This is a genomic window from Pseudomonas sp. RIT778, from assembly GCF_019718735.1.
Lineage (GTDB): Bacteria > Pseudomonadota > Gammaproteobacteria > Pseudomonadales > Pseudomonadaceae > Aquipseudomonas > Aquipseudomonas aphyarum.
This window is the reverse complement of sequence record NZ_JAIHBA010000007.1, coordinates 103,807-119,478: the sequence shown is the minus strand read 5'-3', so window position 1 is coordinate 119,478 and position 15,672 is coordinate 103,807. Positions and strand designations below refer to the sequence as shown.

At 62.4% G+C, this 15,672-nt stretch carries 10 protein-coding genes; 3 read left to right on the top strand and 7 right to left on the bottom strand.

The features are described 5' to 3' along the window. Positions 1-62: 62 nt before the first annotated feature. The 4 genes from K5E37_RS05975 to speB form a co-directional block, all read right to left on the bottom strand. Positions 63-1,442: a sodium:solute symporter gene (locus K5E37_RS05975; RefSeq protein WP_221533371.1), complete on the bottom strand. Its 1,380-nt coding sequence runs from the start codon at positions 1,440-1,442 to the stop codon at positions 63-65. A 158-nt stretch (positions 1,443-1,600) separates the two neighbouring features. Beyond that, complete coding sequence (locus K5E37_RS05970) at positions 1,601-3,112, bottom strand: cytosine permease (protein ID WP_007956582.1); 1,512 nt, start codon at positions 3,110-3,112, stop codon at positions 1,601-1,603. 55 nt (positions 3,113-3,167) lie between these two features. Further along, positions 3,168-3,590: a nuclear transport factor 2 family protein gene (locus K5E37_RS05965; RefSeq protein WP_221533370.1), complete on the bottom strand. Its 423-nt coding sequence runs from the start codon at positions 3,588-3,590 to the stop codon at positions 3,168-3,170. 10 nt (positions 3,591-3,600) lie between these two features. Continuing rightward, positions 3,601-4,551, bottom strand: coding sequence for an agmatinase (gene speB / locus K5E37_RS05960; protein ID WP_003222717.1), 951 nt, complete (start codon positions 4,549-4,551; stop codon positions 3,601-3,603). A gap of 328 nt (positions 4,552-4,879) precedes the next feature. Between speB and K5E37_RS05955 the strand changes: the two genes are divergently transcribed. Beyond that, positions 4,880-5,773: a LysR family transcriptional regulator gene (locus K5E37_RS05955; protein WP_007956593.1), complete on the top strand. Its 894-nt coding sequence runs from the start codon at positions 4,880-4,882 to the stop codon at positions 5,771-5,773. Positions 5,774-5,777: 4 nt separating this feature from the next. Beyond that, complete coding sequence (locus K5E37_RS05950; RefSeq protein WP_127797250.1) at positions 5,778-6,371, top strand: tRNA-uridine aminocarboxypropyltransferase; 594 nt, start codon at positions 5,778-5,780, stop codon at positions 6,369-6,371. Between the two features lie 152 nt (positions 6,372-6,523). Here the strand turns inward: K5E37_RS05950 and K5E37_RS05945 are convergent, their stop codons facing one another. The 3 genes from K5E37_RS05945 to K5E37_RS05935 form a co-directional block, all read right to left on the bottom strand. Continuing rightward, a complete protein-coding gene (locus tag K5E37_RS05945; protein ID WP_085605682.1) occupies positions 6,524-7,885 on the bottom strand; it encodes an HlyD family type I secretion periplasmic adaptor subunit in 1,362 nt (453 codons plus the stop codon). Positions 7,886-7,895: 10 nt separating this feature from the next. Further along, positions 7,896-10,055: a type I secretion system permease/ATPase gene (locus K5E37_RS05940; RefSeq protein ID WP_007956599.1), complete on the bottom strand. Its 2,160-nt coding sequence runs from the start codon at positions 10,053-10,055 to the stop codon at positions 7,896-7,898. A gap of 180 nt (positions 10,056-10,235) precedes the next feature. Then, positions 10,236-11,594, bottom strand: a complete 1,359-nt coding sequence (locus tag K5E37_RS05935; protein WP_221533369.1) for a TolC family outer membrane protein — start codon at positions 11,592-11,594, stop codon at positions 10,236-10,238. Between the two features lie 531 nt (positions 11,595-12,125). On the opposite strand from K5E37_RS05935, the gene K5E37_RS05930 reads away from it, so the two are divergent. Then, positions 12,126-15,672, top strand: a 3,547-nt coding sequence (locus K5E37_RS05930; RefSeq protein WP_221533368.1) for a retention module-containing protein, incomplete at its 3' end; no start/stop codon positions are given.

The following is a 15,672-nucleotide window of genomic DNA, read 5'->3' as shown; positions in this document are numbered from 1 at the left end:
AAAACGGGTGTGGCAACCGACGCCACACCCGCCGAAGAAAGCATCAAGTCGTTGTGTTCAGCTTAGATCGCGCTGGCCACCACGTTTGGGCGACGGGAAATCAGGCTGACCACCACAAAGCTCACCAGACCCACAGCCAGGCTGTAGTAGATCGGCGTGTTGGCATCCAGACCATCCTTGAACATGAACAGCAGGGCGGTGGCGAAACCCAGGCCCATGCTGGCGATGGCGCCGGCAGTGGTCGCGCGTTTCCAGAAGATCGCACCGATCAGCGGGATCAGCATGCCGCCCACCAACAGGTTGTAAGCGAGGGTCAGGGCGCTGATCACGTCGTTGACCACCAGCGCGATGCCCAGCACCACGATGCCGGTCAGCAGGGTGAACAGACGGTTCACACCCAGGCTCGACTGTTTGCCGCCACGCAGTTTCGGCAGGAGGTCTTCGGTCAGGGTGGTGGCGGCGGCGAGCAGGCCGGCGCTGGCGGTGGACATCATCGCGGCCAAGGCAGCGGCGATCACCAGACCACGGATACCGTCCGGCAGCGACAGTTTGACGATCGCGGCGAAGGCATTGTTGACGTTGTCCAGATCCGGGATCAGTACGTGCGCCGCCATGCCGATCAGGGCGCAGGCCAGGCCGTAGAGGATGCAGTAGATGCCCGCGAAGCTACCGGCGTACTGAGCGACTTTTTCGTTCTTGACGGTGAACACCCGTTGCCAGATGTCCTGACCGATCAGGATGCCGAAGAAGTAGATCATGAAGTAGGTGATGATCGTGTCCCAGCCGATGGTGGTGAAGCTGAAGGCGGTGGCCGGCAGTTTCAGCACCAGCTCGTCCCAGCCGCCAACGCGGTACAGGCAGATTGGCAACAGGATGAACATCAGGCCGACGGTCTTGATGATGAACTGGACGATGTCGGTCAGGGTCAGCGACCACATGCCGCCGATGGCCGAGTACACCACGACCACGCCACCGCCGAGCAGTACCGAGATCCAGAACGGCAGGCCGAACAGCACTTGCAGCACGGTGCCGATGGCGAGGATCGAGGTCACGCCGATCATCAGTGCGTAGGCCAGCATGATCGCCGCGCTCGCCGAGCGGGCCATCGGGTTGTAGCGTTTTTCCAGGACCTGGGTAACGGTGTAGATCTTCAGTTTCAGCAGCGGCTTGGCCAGGAACAGGTTCAGCGCGACGATGCCGCAACCCAGTGCCGCGCACAGCCAGAAACCGGAAATGCCGTGCACGTAGCCGAGGCGGACGGTGCCGACGGTGGACGCGCCACCGAGAACGGTCGCGGCCATGGTGCCCATGTACAGGCTCGGGCCGAGGTTACGCCCGGCGACCAGGAAGTCCTCGTTGGTCTTGGCCTTGCGCATGCCAAAGTAGCCGAGCAAGAGCATGCCGGCGGCGTAGATGAGGACGACGAATAAATCCAAAGCCATGATGGCGTGTCTCCGATTGTCTTTTTTATGGTGAAACAAAATTGGTTCTATGAGGCTGCCCTTGTGGGAGCGGGCTTGCTCGCGAAGGCGTCGGCACATTCAAAAGTGATGTGACTGACAGATCGCATTCGCGGGCAAGCCCGCTCCCACAGGGTTAATCAGGCGGCCTGACGCAGCGCCGCTTCAGCCGGCGCATGCGCGCCTTTGCTCCGGGGATCCTTCGGGCCGTAGACCAGCGCCGGTTCCGGGAACAGGCTCAGCAGCATCAGGTACATCACCGAGGCCAGACCGAGGGTCACCAGCAGGCTGATGTCGATGCCGCCGGCCAACTCACCGAGTGGACCAACGAACTGCCCCGGCAGGTTGACGAAGCACAGGCCGACCGCTGCGCTCGGGATCCACGCGCCCAGGCCGCGCCAGTTCCAGCCGTGGCTGAACCAGTAGCGTCCGCCTTGTTCGCCGCGAGTGAACACTTGCAGGTCGTCCGGGCAGTAGAAGCCGCGACGCACCACCAGGCCGATGATCATGATCACCATCCACGGAGTGGTGCAGGTGATGATCAGCACGGCGAAGGTCGACACGCTCTGTACCAGGTTCGCCGCGAAGCGCCCGATGAAGATGAAGGCAATCGACAGCACGCCGATCAGCAGCGTCGCCTTCACTCGCGACAGCAGGCGAGGGAACACGCTCGACATGTCCAGCCCGGTGCCATACAGCGAGGTGGTGCCGGTGGACATGCCGCCAATCACTGCAATCAGGCACACCGGCAGGAAGAACCAGCTCGGCGACACCGCCAGCAGACCGCCGACGTAGTTGTTGGCTGCGATGTAGTCCGGTGCCTGGATCGCCACGATGGTCGCGGTGGTCAGGCCGAACAGGAACGGGATGAAGGTGGCGATCTGCGAGAGCACCACCGCCGCCATGATCCGCTGACGCGAGGTTTCACGCGGGATATAGCGGGCCCAGTCGCCGAGGAACGCGCCGAAGGAAATAGGGTTGCTCATGGCCACCAGCGCGGCGCCGATGAACGCGGCCCAGAAGCCCGGCTGGCCGAGGCTGACAGTACCGGCGTAGTGCGAATCGAAAGGACCGGCGAAAGCGAAGATGCCCAGCAGGAACAGCAGGCTTGCGCTCCACACCGCGACCTTGTTCACCCACAGCAGGAAGCGGAAGCCGTAGATGCACACGGTCAGCACCAGAATTGCGAACAGACCGTAGGCCAGGCCCAGGGTCAGGTCGGTTTCCGGCAGGCCGATCAGGCGTTTCGCACCACCGATCAACGCATCTCCCGAACTCCACACCGAGAGCGAGAAGAAGGCGATGGCGGTCAGCAGCGACAGGAACGAACCGACGATCCGCCCGTGCACGCCGAAGTGTGCACCGGACGACACGGCATTGTTGGTGCCGTTGAGCGGGCCGAACAGGCCCATCGGTGCAAGGATCAGCGAGCCAAGCAGCACGCCCGAGACAATCGCCCAGACGCCCGCCTGAAAGGACAGGCCGAACAGCACCGGGAAACTGCCGAGTACGGCGGTGGCAAAGGTGTTCGCGCCGCCAAAGATCATGCGGAACAAATCCACGGGACCGGCGGTGCGTTCGTTGTCCGGGATCTGTTCGACCCCGTGGGTTTCAATCTGCGTAAGGCTTTGGTCTTTGTTGTTGTTATTCATGATCTGCTCCGATCATAAAGGCGCGCTCATCGTGCGTGAGCGTCACCTGTCTTGGCTAAGGGGATGGCAGCCCTTCCGGCATTGCGGACAAATGTTCGTGGCAGGCCAGCCAATGGCCTTGTTGTTCTAGGCTCGACGCTTGTTTTCTGAAAACAATCGTCTCGCGCTCCTGGCTGAAGTGTTGCTCCCCTTGCATGCGCAGCTCGGTGGCCACGTCATGGATGAAAATCGCCACGTCACCCTGCAGGCTGACGAAGGCGTTGCTCGAGGTGCAGGACAGCACCTCGAAGCCATCCTCGGCGCGCCAGCTGTCCCACAACGCCTGATAGGCATCGCGCGACAGCAGGGGCTGTTCGAGGGTGTAGAACACGAAGCTCGCGTCGCTGCTGAATGCACCGAAGTAGGCTTCGCGATCGTTGCGGGCGAAGGCGGACACCAGATCGGCGGCCGCTTTCAGAACCTCATCACGTTCGTTCATGACCCGACCCTCAGCGGTGGACCACGCCTGGCAGTACGCAGAGCATTTCGTACAGCAGATTGGCGGCCAGCAGCGAGGTGTTGCCGGTGGTGTCATAAGCGGGCGAGACTTCTACCAGATCGCAGCCGATCAGGTCGAGGCCCTGGCAGCCGCGAACGATTTCAATCGCCTGAATGGTCGTCAGACCACCGATTTCCGGGGTGCCGGTGCCAGGCGCCCAGGCCGGGTCGATGCCGTCGATGTCGAAGCTCAGGTACACCGGGCCGCCACCGACTTTCTCGCGCACTTCGGCCATCAGCGGTGCCAGCGACTTGTGCCAGCACTCTTCGGCTTGAACAACGCGGAAGCCCTGATCGCGGCTCCAGTTGAAGTCGTCAGCGGTGTAACCCTGCGCACGCAGACCAATCTGCACCACACGGTCACAGTCCAGAAGACCTTCTTCGACGGCGCGGCGGAAGGTCGTACCGTGGGCGATCTTCTCGCCGAACATGTGATCGTTGACGTCAGCGTGGGCGTCGATGTGCACCAGACCGACCTTGCCGTGCTTTTTGTGGATGGCACGCAGGATCGGCAGGGTGATGGTGTGGTCGCCACCCAGGGTCATCGGGATCACGTTGTGCTCGAGGATGTTGTCGTAGGCTTCTTCGATGATGCGCACGGCGTCGAGCAGGTTGAAGGTGTTGATCGCCACGTCACCGATGTCGGCAACCGACAGCGAGTCGAACGGCGCAGCGCCGGTGGCCATGTTGTACGGGCGGATCATCACCGATTCGGTGCGGATGTCGCGCGGCCCGAAGCGGGTGCCGGGGCGCAGCGAAGTACCGATGTCCAGTGGCACGCCAACAAAGGCAGCGTCCAGGCCGGCAGCGGTCGGAACATGGGGGAGTCGGAGCATGGTGGCGATGCCGCCGAAGCGCGGCATTTCGTTGCCGCCCAGTGGTTGGTGAAGAATCTTGTCCACGGGTAGGGCCTCATCGTCTTTGTTTTATTTATGTCGGCGCACCGTATTCGCAAGGTCACGGGCACCGCTGTGGGCCGATTCTGCGAAATGTAGTGCGGCGGAAGAATCGCTACGGGCAAATACTTAGTTCAGAAATTTCTAAACTAATGAGAGGGAGATGGATAGACTTCTCGCTGATCGTTCCCACGTCGAGGCGTCGAACCGTCCGCGTGGGAATGCATCCCGTGACGCTCCGCGTCACAGCCGTGAAGCGGACGCAGAGCGTCCAAGGCGGCATTCCCACGCAGAGCGTGGGAACGATCTATGGGGAACGATCCTTGGAGTAGACATGGCCAACGCTTTACCCGACCTGAAACTTTTGCGCATCTTCGTCAGCGTCGTGCGCCATCAGGGGTTTGCCAACGCGCAGCAGGAACTCAACCTGTCGACCTCGGCGATCAGCACCTACATGAGCCAGCTCGAAGCCGCGCTGGGTCTGGTGCTGTGCCATCGCGGGCGCGGTGGTTTCAGCCTGACCAGCAAGGGCGAGCTGTTCCATCAGGAAACCCTGCGCCTGCTGGCCGAGCTCGAAGGCTTCGAGCAATACGCCGCAGCACTCAAGGGTGAACTGCGTGGCACGCTCAACCTTGGGGTGATCGACTCCACAGTCAGCGACAAGGCCCTGCCGTTCGCCGAAGCCATCGGCGCCTACAGCCAGGAACACCCGGCGGTGCATTTGCATCTGTCGGTGATGAGCCCTTACGAATTGCAACTCGGCGTGCAGGACAACCGCCTCGACCTGGCCATCGGTGCGTTCTCCACACGCATGAGCGGTCTGGTGTACATGCCGCTGTACCGCGAGCAGCACTGGCTTTATTGCAGCAGCCGTCACCCGTTGTTCAACGAACGGCGGATTCCCGAGCAGGTCATCACCCAGCAACGCATGGTCGGTCGCGGTTACTGGAGCCAGGCCGAACTCGCACGCCACGGTTTCAAGCACAGCGCCGCGACCGTGGAAAGTATGGAGGCGCAGCTGATTCTGGTGCTGTCCGGCGCCTACATCGGTTACCTGCCGGAGCACTACGCCCAGGCCTGGGCCGACAAGGGCGATTTGCGGGTGCTGCTGCCGGCGACCTTCGGTTATCAGGCGCCGTTTTCCATGATCATGCGCCGTGGCCGCAGCCGCGAGCCGCTGATCCAGACTTTCCGCGACCTGCTCAAAGCGCAGCTCAATCAGGCATAAGACAATGTCCAGACCCCAATGCCCGCGCTGCCTGCGCCCACAAACCCACTGCCTTTGCCCGCTGATCCCCAGCCTCGACAGCCGCACCCGGGTGTTGCTGTTGCAGCACCCGAGCGAGGTCAATCATGCGCTCAACACGGCACGGCTGGCGGCGCTCGGTTTGAACAATGCCGAGCTGATCGTCGGTGAAGTGTTCGAGGATCTGCCCGCGCTGCTGAACCGACCGGGGTATCGGGCGCGTTTGCTGTTTCCGGCGGAGGATGCGCAGCCGATGCAGGCTTACGCCGCATCGGATGAGCCGCTGTTGCTGGTGGTGCCGGATGGCACGTGGCGCAAGGCGCGCAAGATGCTGCACCTCAATCCGCTGCTGGCGGCGTTGCCACGAGTGACTTTGGCCGAGGGTGGGGTTTCCCGGTATCGGCTGCGCAAGGCACCGGGGCCGGGGGCGTTGTCGACGATCGAGGCGATTGTTCAGGCGTTGCAGACGCTGGAAGCGCCGGTCTCTTTCGAGCCGTTGCTCAAGCCGTTCGAGGCGTTGATTGAAGGGCAGATTGCGGCGATGGGGGAAGAGACTTTCCAGAAGAATCACGGAGGCTGATCGGACTGATACTGATCGCCTGATCGTTCCCACGCTCCGCGTGGGAATGCCGCCCGGGACGCTCCGCGTCCCTTCGCGACGGTGACGCAGAGCGTCACTGGATGCATTCCCACGCAGAGCGTGGGAACGATCAACGTGAGAGCGATCAATCACTAGCGCTCGCGCATCGCCTCGGTCCGGGCCTTCAGCACCGGTTTGAGCAGGTAATCCAGCACGCTTTTCTCCCCGGTAATGATGTCCACCGTCGCCACCATCCCCGGAATGATCAGCAACGGTTTCACATCCCCGCCCAGATGATTTTTGTCGGTACGCACCTGGATCAGGTAGAAGCTGTTGCCCTTGTCGTCGGTGATGGTGTCGGCGCCGATCAGCTCAAGCTTGGCGCTGAGTCCGCCGTAGATCGTGTAGTCGTAGGCGCTGAACTTGACCATGGCTTTCTGACCCGGATGCAGGAACGCCACGTCCTGCGGCCGGACCTTGGCTTCGATCAACAGGTTGTCTTCCAGCGGCACGATTTCCACCATGTCGCTGCCCGGCTGCACCACGCCGCCGATGGTGTTGACCTTCATCTGCTTGATCACCCCGCGCACCGGCGAAGTCACAGTGGTGCGGCTGACGCGGTCGTCGATGGCGATGCTCGACGCGGTGATTTTCGACAGGTCGGTGCGTTTCTCGTTCAGCTCTTTGGCCGCTTCGGAGCGGAAGGTCTGTTCCGATTCGTCGATCTTGCTCTTGATCTCGTTGATCGCCGATTCGGCCCGGGGAATGGCGAGCGTCGTGGCATTCAACGAGCCACGAATTTCCACTGCGCTACGGCGTAGACGGAGGATCTCCACAGGCGATACCGCGCCGGTTTTCACCAGCGGTTCCGACATGTTCATTTCCTGTTGCAGCAGCGCCAGGCTCGAACTGTATTGCCCCTGTTTCGACCGAAACTCCGCCAGCTCCTGTGCCTTCTGCCGCAGCTGTTCGCTGAGGGTGCGTTGCTCGCTGGCCAGTCGCCGTTGCCGCTGCTCGTACAGCGAGCGCTCGTCCTCGGCGACTTGCGGGGCCTTGGCGATCACCTCGTCCGAGAGCTTGAACGGCCGGCCTTCGGCTTCGGCGGACAAGCGTTCGACCTGCGCGGTCAGCGCATAACGATCAGCCTCGCTCTCACCCTTGTTCGACAGAAACCGCGTGTCATCCAGACGCAGCAAGGTGTCGCCCTTGCTGACCATTTGCCCTTCACGCACGAAGATCTCGGTGACGATCCCGCCTTCGAGGTTCTGGATCACCTGAACCTTGCTCGACGGAATCGCCTTGCCTTCGCCCATGGTCACTTCCTGAAGCACGGCGAACTTGGCCCAGACCAGCGCGCTGATCAGCAGCGCCGCCGCCAGCCACACGGTGATGCGCGACCAGCGCGGCGAATCCTGCAACGAGGCGCCGGCGGTTTCCGGCATGAATTCGGCTTCGGCGCTTTTACCGAAACTGTCGAAGTAGCCGCGCGGTTTTGAAGAGGAGGAAGCAGACATGGGGCAACTCCTAGACCGCTGCCGAGCCGACCCGGCCCTTGCGCAGTGCATCGATGACCGCTTCTTTCGGACCGTCGGCGACGATCCGGCCGTTGTCCAGTACCAGCAACCTGTCCACCAGGCTCAGCATCGAGGTGCGGTGGGTGACCAGCAGCAAGGTTTTGCCCTGCACCCAGCCGTGCAGCTTCTGGCGCAGGACGTCTTCGCTGCTGTTGTCCATGGCGCTGGTGGGTTCGTCGAGCAGCATGATCGGCGGGTCGAGCAACAGCGCCCGTGCCAGCAACACGGCTTGGCGCTGGCCACCGGAGAGCAGTTGCCCGCGCTCGCCCACCGGCCGGTCGAAGCCTTGCGGGTGCTGGCGGGCGAGCTCGGTGACGCCGGTCAGTTCGGCCACTTCAAGCATCCGTGAATCGCTGATATAGCGGGCGCCGAGGGTCAGGTTGTCACGCAGGCTGCCGGCCAGCAGCGGCAGGTCATGGGCGACGTAACCGATCTGCTGGCGCAGGTCGGCGACATCCAGTTGCCGCAGGTCGAGGCCGTCGAGCAGCAACTGGCCTTCTTCCGGTTCGTAGAAGCCCATCACCAGTCGCGCCAACGTACTTTTGCCCGAGCCGCTGCGGCCGATGATGCCGATCCGCTCGCCGGGTTTGACGCTGAAGCTGACGTTGCTCAGGGCCGGCGCGTTCTGGCCGTTGTAGTGGAAAGTCACCGCGTTGGCATCCAGCGCGCCTTGCAGTTGCGTGCGTTCCAGCGGCCGTTGTTTGCCGTCGCGCTCCTGAGGCAGGGACATCAGCGCGTCGGTGCTTTTCATGGTCAGTTGCGCTTGCTGGTAGCGGGTGATCAGCCCGGCGATCTGGCCCAGTGGCGCGAGCACGCGGCTGCCGAGCATGTAACTGGCCACCAGCGCGCCGACACTTAGGTTGCCGGCGATGATGCTGTAGACCCCGGCCACAATCGTCGCCATCCCCGAAAACTGCTGGATGAACAGCGTGCCGTTGGTGGCCAGCGCCGAGAGATTACGGGCGTGGCTGTCGAGGCGGGTGAGGGCGCCATGGGTGCTTTCCCATTTGTGCTGGCGCTCGCTTTCGGCGCTGCACGCCTTGAGGGTTTCCAGGCCGCCGAGGGTTTCGATCAGCAACGCCTGGCGCTCGGCGCCGAGGCTCAGGCTTTTCTGCACGGTGTCGCGCAGGCGGGCCTGAATGATCATCGCGAACACGATCGTGATCGGAAACGCCAGCAGCGGAATCACCACCAGCCAGCCACCGAGCAGGCCGATCACCACCAGCATCAACACCACGAAAGGCAGGTCGATCAGGCTGGTCAGGGTCACGGCGGTGAGAAATTCCCGCAGGCCCTGAAAGTCGTGAATGCTCTGGGCGAATCCGCCGATGGTCGCCGGCCGGGCCTTCATCGACATGCCGGTGATGCGCTCGAATAAAGTCGCGGAAAGGATCACGTCGGTCTTCTTGCCGGCAGTGTCCAGCAGGTGCGCACGCACCACTCGCAGCACCAGTTCGAAACCGGTGCCGATCAGCAACCCGATCGACAGCACCCACAATGTTGAGGTGGCCTGGTTCGGCACCACGCGGTCGTAGGTCTGCATGACGAACAGCGGCACCATCAGGCCCAGCAGGTTGATCAGGAAACTGGCGAGGATCGCGTCGCTGTACAGCCATTTCGACAGCTTCAGGGTGTCGCGAAACCACGCCTGCACCCGTGGCACCAGCGGCGAGCGCAGGTCTTCCAGTTCATGCCGTGGCCGGGCGAACAAGGCTTGGCCGCTGTAGTGTTCGGTGAGTTCTTCACGGCTGACCCATTGCTCACCGCCGTCGGCTTCACTGGGCAGGATCAGCGCCTTGCCGTCTTCGGCAAAACGCCGCAGCACCGCCGTACGCCCGTTGCCCAACAGCAAGAGCACCGGCAGGTTCAGCGGAGAAATGTCTTTGAGTTCCCGGCGCAGCAAGCGCGCCTGCAACCCGGCCCGGGCTGCGGCGCGGGGCAGCAGGTCCAGGCTCAGGCGTTGTTTGTCCAGGGGCAGCCCGGCGCTCAGGCTGGCGCGACTGACTGTCGCGCCGTGTAGTTTGCAGAGGATCAACAGACCGTCGAGCAACGGGTCATCGAAGCTCAGCCGCGGATCGATCCCGGTGTTACCGGGTTGCATGCTGGTCATATTGATCGCTCCCCTGGCACTACTTCAGTTGATCGTTCCCACGTCGAGGCGTCGAACCGTCCGCGTGGGAATGCCTCTAGGGACGCTCTGCGTCCAGTGACGCGGAGCGTCACGGGCTGCATTCCCACGCAGAGCGTGGGAACGATCAGATCACAGCTTTCGACAGCTCCGGCAGCGTGGTTATTTCAGCTCGGGCAAGCGTGCTTCGTTCTTCACCTCGGTCGCGGCAATCGCATCGGCCGGCAGCACGATCCGCTGCTTGTTCAACAACTGGCCCATGTTCGCCAGCACGCGGTACATCGAGTATTCCTCGGTGTAGCGGATTTCGGTGTAGCGACGGTTGGCGTTGTACAGCTCGTTTTCACTGTCGAGCAGGTCGAGCAGGGTGCGCTGGCCGAGGCCGAACTGATCCTGATACGCGGCGCGCACACGCTTGGTGGTTTCGGCGTATTCGCGGGCGGTCGGGGTCTGTTTCTTGGCGTTGACCATGGCGTTCCAGGCCAGGTGAATGTTCTCGTTGAGCTGGCGCAGGGCGTTGTTGCGGATGTCCATCGCCTGGTTGATCTGGTGCGCGTCGGAGGCCAGTCGTGCCTTGTCGCTGCCGCCACGGAACAGGTTGTAGTTCATCACCACACCGACCCGCCATTCGTTGTCGTGGCCCTCGTCGCCCTGCACGTTGTTGTTGGCGCCGACTGCCGCCTCCGCATCGAAGCGTGGGTAGAACGGCGACTTGGCGACTTCGTACTGGCTCTCGGCCGATTGCACGTCAGCCTGGGCGGATTTCAGGTACGGGTTGTTCTCGACCATGCTCTGCTGGGCTTCGGGCAGGGTGGCGGGCAACTCGCCACGGGTCGATGCGGGGGGTTCCAGTTCATCCGGCATACGCCCGACCACGCTGTAGAAGTTCGACTCGGCGTCGGCCAGATCGACTTCGGCGGTGTCGAGGTTGTTCTGTGCCAGCGCCTTACGGGCGACCGACTGATCGGAGTCGGCGGTGCTGCCCACGCCGCGCTCGGTGCGCAGGCCGATCTGATCGTTGACGCGCAAGTGTGCCTGCAGGTTGTTCCTGGCCAGGGTCACCAGTTCACGGCGCTTGAGCACTTCGAGGTAGACCTCGATGGTGCGCAGGGCCAGGTCCTGGGCGGTGCCTTGCGCGTAATAGGCGCGCGAGTTGGAAACGCCCTTGGTGCGCTCGACTTCGTTGGCAGTGTTGAAACCGTCGAACAGCATCTGCCGCAGACGCAACTCGGACTGGGTGTAATTGAGGATTTCGGTGTGGTGATTACCGAAGGCCCGGGTGTTGGTGTTGTCGCTGTAACCGCGCCCGTAAGCAGCGTTCAGATCCACCGACGGATAGAAGCCGCCCTTGGCGACTTTCACCTGTTCATCAGCTGACAGGCGCGCGTCCACGCGCGAGGCAAGTTCCGGGTGGGTGGCGATGGTGCTCTGGATCGCTTCGGTGAGGTTCATGGCCTGGGCTTGGGAAGTGCAAGCCATGGCCAGCAAAACCGCGCTGCAGAGGGGGGTTAGTACGCGCATGGGTGCATCTCCCTGAGTCCTGATGGTGTTCCGCTGTCGCCAATTTATTGACGATATTTTTAGTAGAAAGCGTTTCATGCCTGTAACAACAGAGCTAAGAACATCCTGAAGCGTAGCTAAGAAAAAATTTTCATATGGGTTATGCCAAAAAAAACTTATGCGGTTCGCCAAATCCAGCACATTGTTCCACTCGAAAGCCTTTGTTTTATGAGCTTTAGGGAGCACAGAAAGGCTTGAGGAAAGTTCCACTCACTTTGCGACATACGGCGAAGTACTGCTAAAGGGGAGGGACGCGTAGCGGCTGATGAGCGACATTTTTTTGTCACTCGGGTGATTCACCACCGTTACGTAGCGTTAGTGGGCCTGCTGCATCGAACAGAGATTCCAAGTGCTTGATGGCGCTGGCGTTTCTGGATTTGCGCAACCTGCGAAACGAACTGTCGAGGTGCGAGCGTCGCCCCGACAACCCGCTTGAGCCATGGGCTGCTTCGCGAACCAGCGCCGACGGTGGTCGGCAGCGGAGGAATGCACATGGCAACGCTCATCGGGATCGTCACTAAAGTCATTGGTCAGGTTTTCGCTCAATCGGCAGACGGCATTCGCCGCCCATTGGTCGAAGGCGATCGGCTGTTTGCAGGGGATCAATTGATCACCGGGGCGGAGGGCGCGGTTGCCGTCCATCTGCAAAATGGCCAGGAGCTGACCCTCGGTCGGGACAGCAGCCTGACCATGACCGGCCAGTTGCTCGCCGATCAGGCCGCCCACGTCAATGCTCCGGAAGCGGTGACCCCGAGCGAGTCGCAACTGACCGACGTCGAACAGATCCAGAAAGCCATTGCCGCCGGCGATGACCCGACCAAAACCGCCGAAGCGACAGCGGCCGGCCCCGGAGCAACCGGTGGCGCGCCAGGTGGCCTGGGCGGCGGCCACAGTTTTGTGTTGCTGACCGAAGTGGCGGGCCGGGTCGATCCGGTCATCGGTTTCCCGACAGCCGGTTTCAACGGCATCCCCGAGTTTCCCGAAGAACGGCATAACGCTGTAATCGACAACGGTGACGGCCAGGCCGCCCCGATTGTTCCGCCACCACCGCCGGTCAATAACCCGGTGACCCTCGGCGGCCTGTCCGTACCTGGCGGCGAACTGACCCTCAACGAAGCCAATCTGCCCGACGGTTCCGCCGCCAACCCTGGCGCGCTGACCCAGACCGGCAGCTTCACGGTGTCGGCGCCGGACGGCCTGAGCAGCCTGAGCATCGGCGGCATTAACGTGATTGTCGGCGGCGTGCCGATCGGTTTCCCGCAATCGATCACCACGCAACTGGGCAACACCCTGACCATCACTGGCTATAACCCGGCCACCGGCACGGTCAGCTACAGCTACACCCTCAACGGCAACGAAACCCACGCGGCGGGCGACGGTGCCAATAACCTCAGCGAACAATTCACCGTGATCGCCGGCGACAGCAATGGCGACACCGCCACCGGCACGCTGGACGTCAACATCACCGACGACGTGCCCAAGGCTGTCGATGACACCAATCCGAACACCGCCTCGGAAACCCTGCTGACCCTGACCGGCAACGTGCTGCCGAACGACACCCAGGGCGCCGACCGGATCCCCGTCGGCCCCAACAGTGGCCCGGTGGTCGGTGGCACCTTCACCGGCACTTACGGCACCCTGGTGCTGAATGCCAACGGCACTTACACCTACACGCTGAACACCAGCGATGCCGACTTCAAAGCCTTGCACGGTGGTGGCAGCGGCACCGAGACCTTCACCTACACCCTGCGCGATGCCGACGGCGACACCAGCACCGCGAACCTCGTTTTGCAGATCCACAACAACGACGATCCTGTGGTCATCAACGGGTTGAACGTCGAGGGCGGTGAACTCACCGTCTACGAGAAAAACCTCGGCGACGGCAGCGCGCCGGATTCGGGAGCCCTGACCCAGAGCGGCACCTTCACCATCACAGCTCTTGATGGCGTCACCACGCTGACCATCGGCGGCATCGCCGTCGTCACCAACGGTGTAGCCGCAGGCTTCCCACAATCGGTGACTACACCACTGGGCAGCACGCTGACCATCACCGGCTTCAACGCCGCCACCGGCGTCGTCAGCTATAGCTACACCCTGGTCGACAACGAAGCGCATCCAACCGCCAACGGCGCCAACGTGCTGAGCGAGCAATTCGCCGTGACCGTGGTCGATGACAACGGCACCACCGCCAACGCCACGCTGGACGTGAACATCGTCGACGACCTGCCAAAAGGCGTGGACGACAGCAACGCCGGGACTGCCTCGGAATCCAACCTCACCTTGAGTGGCAACGTCCTGACCAACGACGTGCAAGGCGCTGACCGCGTGCCTGTCGGCGAAAACGCCGGCCCGATCACTGCCGGTACTTTCACCGGGACTTACGGGACATTGGTGCTGAATGCCAATGGCACTTACACCTACACCCTCAACACCAGCGACGCCGATTTCAAAGCGCTGCACGGCGGTGGCAATGGCACCGAGACCTTCACCTACACCATCACCGATGCCGACGGCGACACCAGCACCGCGAACCTCGTGCTGCAGATCCACAACAACGACGATCCGGTGATCATCAATGGCCTCGACGTGAACGGCGGCGAGCTCACCGTTTACGAAAAAAACCTCGGTGACGGCAGCAGCCCCGATGCGCCAGCCCTGACCCAAAGCGGCACTTTCACCATCACCGCGCTGGATGGCGTTACTACGCTGACCATCGGCGGCATCGCCGTGGTCACCAACGGTGTGGCTGCCGGCTTCCCGCAATCGGTGACCACGCCACTGGGCAGCACGCTGACCATCACCGGCTTCAACGCGGCAACCGGCGTCGTCAGCTACAGCTACACCCTGGTCGACAACGAAGCGCATCCAACCGCCAACGGCGCCAACGTGCTCAACGAGCAGTTCGCCGTCACCGTGGTCGATGACAACGGCACCACCGCCAACGCCACGCTGGACGTGAACATCGTCGACGACCTGCCAAAAGGCGTGGACGACAGCAACGCCGGCACCGCTTCGGAAACCAACCTCACATTGAGCGGCAACGTCCTGACCAACGACGTGCAAGGCGCCGACCGCGTACCTGTCGGCGAAAACGCTGGCCCGATCACCGCCGGCACTTTCACCGGGACTTACGGGACATTGGTGCTGAACGCCAACGGCACTTACACCTACACCCTCAACACCAGCGACGCCGATTTCAAAGCGCTGCACGGCGGCGGCAACGGCACCGAGACCTTCACCTACACCATCACCGATGCCGACGGCGATACCAGCACCGCCAACCTCGTCCTGCAGATCCACAACAACGACGATCCGGTGATCATCAATGGCCTCGACGTGAACGGCGGCGAGCTCACCGTTTACGAAAAAAACCTCGGTGACGGCAGCAGCCCCGATGCCCCAGCGCTGACCCAAAGCGGCACCTTCACCATCACTGCTCTCGATGGTGTCACCACCCTGACCATCGGCGGCATTGCCGTGGTCACCAATGGCGTGGCGGCAGGCTTCCCGCAATCGGTGACCACGCCACTGGGCAGCACGCTGACCATCACCGGCTTCAACGCGGCAACCGGCGTCGTCAGCTACAGCTACACCTTGGTCGACAACGAAGCGCATCCAACCGCCAACGGCGCCAACGTGCTCAACGAGCAGTTCGCCGTCACCGTGGTCGATGACAACGGCACCACCGCCAACGCCACGCTGGACGTGAACATCGTCGACGACCTGCCAAAAGGCGTGGACGACAGCAACGCCGGCACCGCTTCGGAAACCAACCTCACATTGAGCGGCAACGTCCTGACCAACGACGTGCAAGGCGCCGACCGCGTACCGACCGGGCCGAATGCCGGCCCAATCACCGCAGGCACCTTCACCGGGACTTACGGCACCTTGGTATTGAACGCCAACGGCACATACACCTACACCCTCAACACCAACGATGCAGACTTCAAAAACCTGCACGGCGGCGGCAACGGCACTGAAACCTTCACCTACACCATCACCGATGCAGACGGCGATACCAGCACCGCGAACCTGGTGT

Coding starts and splice junctions, on each gene's coding strand:
- K5E37_RS05975 (WP_221533371.1), bottom strand. CDS start 1,442: ATGGCTTTGGATTTATTCGTCGTCCTCATCTACGCCGCCGGCATGCTC.
- K5E37_RS05970 (WP_007956582.1), bottom strand. CDS start 3,112: ATGAATAACAACAACAAAGACCAAAGCCTTACGCAGATTGAAACCCAC.
- K5E37_RS05965 (WP_221533370.1), bottom strand. CDS start 3,590: ATGAACGAACGTGATGAGGTTCTGAAAGCGGCCGCCGATCTGGTGTCC.
- K5E37_RS05955 (WP_007956593.1), top strand. CDS start 4,880: ATGGCCAACGCTTTACCCGACCTGAAACTTTTGCGCATCTTCGTCAGC.
- K5E37_RS05950 (WP_127797250.1), top strand. CDS start 5,778: ATGTCCAGACCCCAATGCCCGCGCTGCCTGCGCCCACAAACCCACTGC.
- K5E37_RS05945 (WP_085605682.1), bottom strand. CDS start 7,885: ATGTCTGCTTCCTCCTCTTCAAAACCGCGCGGCTACTTCGACAGTTTC.
- K5E37_RS05940 (WP_007956599.1), bottom strand. CDS start 10,055: ATGACCAGCATGCAACCCGGTAACACCGGGATCGATCCGCGGCTGAGC.
- K5E37_RS05935 (WP_221533369.1), bottom strand. CDS start 11,594: ATGCGCGTACTAACCCCCCTCTGCAGCGCGGTTTTGCTGGCCATGGCT.